Below are 5,704 nucleotides of genomic sequence, written 5' to 3'. Positions count from 1 at the left end.
TTTCACTTGCAATATACATCTTTTGTACAGGCTGTACTAAAGTCACTACATTTATCATCAAAGTTTTCTTCAACTTCAATATTGACATCTCCAGTTTTAAAGTTATTAATCTCACTATCTTGGGACATAAATGCTGCTAAAGTCGGTTGAACCATTGCTACGCCGCCAACGATGACCATTGCACTTAGAAACCCACCTAACCAATATTTTTTTTTCACCTTAATTCCCCCTACTTCTCGTTTATCTATCACGATTAATTTAATTTCAGCATTTTAACGTCATTCTCCCTAAGAATATATAGCCAAAAATTTTATAATATTACACTCTATTTAAATCATTTTAATTTTATAGTTTTTGGCATATAAAAAGACTCTAAAACTAAATAAAGACCATTATCTATGAATGATCATGACGACTTCATTTTATGAGTCTGTTGCACAACTAACTCCATATATCCAAGTTCTCATACGCAGTATACCCCTTCGCTTTTCCTATTCAAATTTTAAACATATAAAAGACTCTTATCTATGACTAATTTTATCTGTCATTGTTAAGAGCCGGTTGCACTATTAACTCCATATATCCCAAGTGCCCACATACAGAATATACTTCATCGTTTCTCTATTACATTGTATTAACAATTAATTCTAAATAGACCTTTAGATATTTTCCTTTGCACTTCTTCTAGCCTCCCACATATACAATCCTAAAAACAGACCTTTTGTCACATGCGTTACTTGCCAAAATATCATAGCATCAGAAATTTTAGAACACAAATACTTTATAACAAAAAAAATCCAATCGACAAAAAAACATTTTATCAGCTCATCAATTTTTGATTGGAGTAGACAAAAGAACTGATTAATCACCTAGCTTTTTATTTTATTACTTTTAAAATGCTCTAATTTTGTTGAAAATTTATAGTTATAACTTCGAAATACAATTTACAACGATCCCTTTAATGACTTTGAAATCTCTCCTATCACTAACTCTTCTCAATTTAACTTTTAAGAAATAGGTTAATGTAAATTCATCATCTGTCTACTTCGCAACAAAAATAAAAGAAATCAAACTGGCTAAATGACCACTTCATTTCTCTGCCCTCTCTGTTAAAAATCCTTCATCCAAATAAAAAAACTAACCGAAGCTAGTTTTTCATATATTTTTGATACAGTTTAACCCAATAAGGGATTAAAAAGATGATTCCAAGTCCAGTAGCTAGTAATCCAGAAATCATCAACATCTTAAACCAGTTTTCAATGAGTAAACCGATACTTTCTTGTAAGTAGCTGACTTGAATCGCGATATGGTGATAAAAGCCAGATTGAATTCCACTAAAGAAAACAATAAAAATAATTAAACCACCTGCCATTATCCCATACCCACTGTATAATAGTCCGATCTCAATTTTTTTACGGCGCTTGTGATGACGACTTCGTGGCGATAATAACACCAATACCCCCACTAACAATAGCACGACTCCGGGTAATAACCCTGCAATCAGTTTTAAATTGATCTCGCTAATCAAACTCGTGAGTTTTTGAAGGACTGTCATTTGAGTCAATTGATCAAAGTCAACTAATCGAAGATTCCCTTTCACGATTTGCATCACATTTTGTTTCATTAACTCGACCTCTTGTTTCAAATCCTCATCTAAATAATAGTGATTATCTCTAAAAAATGTCCCAATACACTCATCAAAGCGGGCCTCATAAGTCGTTAAATCCAGTGCTTTAAGTTGCGGCTGTGCCCCATTTAACCATGACAAAACGCCGTACACGTCGCCCATCACGATTTCTTTCACTTCCTCAAGCTTAATAAATTCTCGCATACTTTGACGCTCAATATTATTTAACAGCATGACATCATCGATACTTCCTTGAATAGTCTCTTTCATCGATTGATAAACATTCGCTTCTTCCATCACCGAAAGATACGTTTCTGGCGTTAAGAATTGAGAAAGACTACTCAGTAGACAAAATGCCATGATGACAAACATCAAGCCTAAACTCAATAGCACACTTATCAATTTTTGAATCAGTTTCATCTTTATACCTCGTTTTACTTAATCTGAACTAAATCTGCGACAACGATATAGCGCTGTGGAGTCGCGCCCCATTTAATAAAAGGATAACACGTATACATCGTTAAGCGTTCTTCCTCCGTTGGAACAGTTGGACTCACATCATCAGGTGTCGTAATATAAATATCAGATACTTCATACTCATACGTTCCGTAATCCGTTTGAACAAAAACGGGATCACCTAACGTCACATCTTTTAATGGATAAAAGGCGGTTTCTCGATGCCCAGATAAGACGACATTCCCACCTTCACCAGGCAATAAACTTCCGACATAATGGCCACTCCCTTCACGAAGCTGAGCATTGCCTTCTCCTTGTAAAATCGGAACCTCGATTCATCAACGTCCTAAAGAAGTAAAAAAGACGTCATACATTTGGGCACCGATCCCCTGGCAGTGCGAAGCACCATACTCCATTGCTAGGGAATGGGAACTTGATACGGTTATTTCAAGTCGTCGTAAAAGTAAAGGTTATTTAGTCACTTTTATTGAACGTTAAACACGTTTTTATGTGGCCATGAAAATAGACAATCGCTCAACATCCCAAATATACCGAGTGATTCATAAGTTATATGAACATTTTCCTAAAGACACCTTTAAAAACTATACGGTTGATCGGGGAAAAGAGTTTGCTTGTTATTCCAAATTAGAAGCTGACTTAAAGGTTCCTGTTTACTTTGCAGATGCCTATTCGTCTTGGCAAAGAGGTAGTAATGAAAATGCCAATGGTCTTCTTTGAGAATTTTTCCCGAAGAAAACCGACTTAGCACGGGTAACTAAAGAAGAGGTTACTGAGGTACTCTGCCTCATTAATCATCGACCGCGAAAATTTTTAGGTTGGAAAACTGCATGGGTCACCTACCCACGAAGTGGTATCCCCCTCTGGTAGGGAATCAAGCTATTTCATGAAAAACTATCGCATTTGTATTGACAATTCGTCTAAAAAATAATATGACAAAAGCACAGCTTTAAAAATAACATAGTTATCCAATTTTTATATAACTATTCATCAATATATGATATAATTTAGATAGATTTATGAAAAGAGAGAAGGAGTTATAGAGGTATGAGAAAACCAGTACGTAAAGCCGTTATTCCTGCAGCAGGATTCGGAACACGCTTTTTACCAGCGACAAAATCACAACCAAAAGAAATGCTACCAATTGTTGACAAACCAACAATTCAATATATTATTGAAGAAGCGATTGCTTCAGGCATTGAGGAAATCTTAATCGTGACAAGCTCAACGAAACGTTCAATTGAAGATCACTTCGATAAATCATATGAGCTTGAAGACACATTAGCTAAAAAAGGAAAAACTGATATGCTTGAAATGGTACAAAACATTTCAAATATGGCTCAAATTCACTACATCCGCCAAAAAGAAGCAAAAGGATTAGGACATGCGATTTTATGTGCGAAAACCTTCATTGGAAATGAACCATTCGCTGTTTTATTAGGAGATGACATCGTGGTGAACGATGAAAACCCAGCAACAAAACAACTAATTCATGCCTATGAGAAAAATGGATGCTCAATTATGGGAGTTCAAACCGTAGCTGATGAGGACGTTTCTAAGTACGGAATCATGAAGCCATCAAAATCACATCAACCAGAGGGACGCATGGTAAAATTATCTGGAATGGTTGAAAAACCAAAACAAGAAGAAGCACCATCTAACTTAGCGGTGATGGGACGCTACGTCTTAACGCCAGAAATCTTTGAAATGTTAGAAACACAAGAAGCTGGAGCTGGTGGAGAAATTCAATTAACAGATGCCATCGACCGCTTAATGGATCGTCAAGCCGTTTACGCCTATGACTTCGAAGGTCAACGATACGATGTTGGAGACAAATTCGGATTCATCAAAGCAACCATCGACTTCTCATTAAACCGCGACGATTTAAAAGACCAAGTTATTGCCTATTTAAAAGAATTAAAACAAGCTTAATACATAACAAAAGGAACCTTCCCTCGAAGGTTCCTTTTTTACTTTACTCAACTCGTCCAAACGTTTCATAGATTGCCGCTTCAGTCTCAATCACAGTTTGTGATGGCTGATACTCAGTGTCATTATAAATAAACGCATGCACACCGCGTACTAAGTCCTGATAACTGTTCATTACATAAAGCGGACTATATCCTTTATAACTTACCGTCTTATTTTTATTATCAGAAGCCGGGATTTGTGTTTGCTCAATATTTTTCAAGTCAAATGTTAAAACTTTTGTTCCAAAACTAATCATTTCATTCATCGTTAAATTCGTCTCAACATAAGGTAAACATGCATCTAGCAACCCTAATAGCTCCGAATAACTTTGATTCATGACTTTATCAATCATCGCTTCCATGACCTTGTTCTGACGATTCATTCGATCAAAATCATCACCCACATAACGATTACGCATATAAGCCATCGCTTGACGGCCCGATAATTTTTGTAATCCACCCTTCGTTAAATAAGGAGCATCTACATCAGTCTCTGATAAACTATTTAAATGCTGAATATAATCATTTGTCACCTTTAACTCATTCTCATGAACATCTAGCTCAATTCCATCAATTGTATCAATAATATGCTCAATTGCATCGAAATTAAAGGCCAGATAACGCGTAATATCTAAATCAAAATTATAATTTAATGTCTTTAATGTTAATGGCGCTTTTCCATACCAATACGCATGATTCAACTTATCAAAATCATTTTCAGGTTCAGGAATATAAATCAACGTATCACGCTGAAACGATGTCAGCTTCACCTTTTTATTATTCATATCAAGAGAAATCACCTTAATCGCATCACTACGACCATTCGAACCATCTCCATCTTGATCAATCCCTAAAACTGCAATATTGACAATATTAGAATCTTTTTCCTTATTAACACTCTCACTATTAACTGATACCTCATCTTGCGTCAATTGCTCTGTCGTCTCTACCTTCGAATAAAAATGATTCACAGCGAAAATACCTCCACCAATAACTAAAACTAGTAAAGCAACTAGCAGACCAAACACAATGCCAACCATTTTTCTCTTACTCACACCAAATCCTCCCACAACAAAAAAACTATATAATTTCATATTATACTCCTAAACCTGTTCAATCACAACCCATATAAAAAATAGATGATAAACGTTGAGCAAGAGTATTGCCTAGCGTTTATCATCTATGTAGACAGCTTTATAGACCATAATTAGTTTTTTCTAAAACCATTGGTTAAAACGTTATAATCCACACATCATTTAAAAACAATTTAAGGCTATTCAACAGTCATTGATTTTGCTAATTTACATGGTTTATCAATATCGAATCCATGTTGTAAGGCTGCATAGTAAGAAATTAATTGTGTTGGGACGACTGTTACTAATGGTGTTAATAATAGGTGAACATCATCAATCATGATTTGATCTGTTTCAGAACTTAATAAACGTAATGAAATAGTTACTGTATTTGCTCCACGTGATTAACTCACCAACCGCAAATCCTACTGTTTAAATATATAAACAGAAATGTATTTCATAGTTTTTAAAATCAAACACTCATGATCAAAATTCATCAAAATCTATGTTAAAATAGTAGGTATTAAACAGACATTTTAAGATAGAAATTGGGGCAACTA

Annotated in this window: 6 protein-coding genes, 1 pseudogene and 1 riboswitch; of the genes and pseudogenes, 2 read left to right on the top strand and 5 right to left on the bottom strand. The window is 35.0% G+C overall.

Annotation, left to right across the window (positions count from 1 at the left end):
- Positions 1-2 precede the first annotated feature (2 nt).
- The 3 genes from NEH74_RS13310 to NEH74_RS13300 all read right to left on the bottom strand — a co-directional run bounded on the left by NEH74_RS13310 (position 3) and on the right by NEH74_RS13300 (position 2,406).
- On the bottom strand, positions 3-218 hold the full coding sequence (locus NEH74_RS13310) for a hypothetical protein (protein WP_262941464.1): 216 nt from the start codon (positions 216-218) through the stop codon (positions 3-5).
- 329 nt (positions 219-547) lie between these two features.
- Positions 548-630, bottom strand: a riboswitch (cyclic di-GMP riboswitch).
- A 517-nt stretch (positions 631-1,147) separates the two neighbouring features.
- Positions 1,148-2,047 (bottom strand): hypothetical protein, encoded by a 900-nt coding sequence (locus tag NEH74_RS13305; RefSeq protein ID WP_262941462.1) that lies wholly within the window; start codon positions 2,045-2,047, stop codon positions 1,148-1,150.
- A 14-nt stretch (positions 2,048-2,061) separates the two neighbouring features.
- Entirely contained in the window at positions 2,062-2,406 is a 345-nt protein-coding gene (locus NEH74_RS13300; RefSeq protein WP_262941465.1) for a class D sortase, read from the bottom strand.
- Between NEH74_RS13300 and NEH74_RS13750 the strand changes: the two are divergent.
- Both NEH74_RS13750 and galU read left to right on the top strand, forming a co-directional pair.
- Positions 2,405-2,971, top strand: a pseudogene (locus NEH74_RS13750) (IS30 family transposase); the annotation flags it as partial. The gene NEH74_RS13300 and the pseudogene NEH74_RS13750 sit on opposite strands and share 2 nt — an antisense overlap.
- Before the next feature lie 177 nt (positions 2,972-3,148).
- On the top strand, positions 3,149-4,033 hold the full coding sequence (galU, locus tag NEH74_RS13285; protein ID WP_262941460.1) for a UTP--glucose-1-phosphate uridylyltransferase GalU: 885 nt from the start codon (positions 3,149-3,151) through the stop codon (positions 4,031-4,033).
- Positions 4,034-4,076: 43 nt separating this feature from the next.
- Here galU and NEH74_RS13280 read toward each other — a convergent pair whose 3' ends face one another.
- Together NEH74_RS13280 and NEH74_RS13275 are read right to left on the bottom strand one after the other, a co-directional pair.
- Positions 4,077-5,126, bottom strand: coding sequence for an LCP family protein (locus tag NEH74_RS13280; RefSeq protein ID WP_262941458.1), 1,050 nt, complete (start codon positions 5,124-5,126; stop codon positions 4,077-4,079).
- Positions 5,127-5,344: 218 nt separating this feature from the next.
- Positions 5,345-5,485, bottom strand: coding sequence for a glucosamine--fructose-6-phosphate aminotransferase (locus NEH74_RS13275; protein WP_262941457.1), 141 nt, complete (start codon positions 5,483-5,485; stop codon positions 5,345-5,347).
- Positions 5,486-5,704 lie beyond the last annotated feature (219 nt).

It is taken from the genome of Turicibacter sp. GALT-G1, from assembly GCF_025594995.1.
In the GTDB taxonomy this organism is placed as follows: Bacteria; Bacillota_I; Bacilli_A; order MOL361; family Turicibacteraceae; genus Turicibacter; species Turicibacter bilis.
Note: the sequence above shows the minus strand (reverse complement) of the source record. Positions and strands in the feature narration are given on the sequence as shown.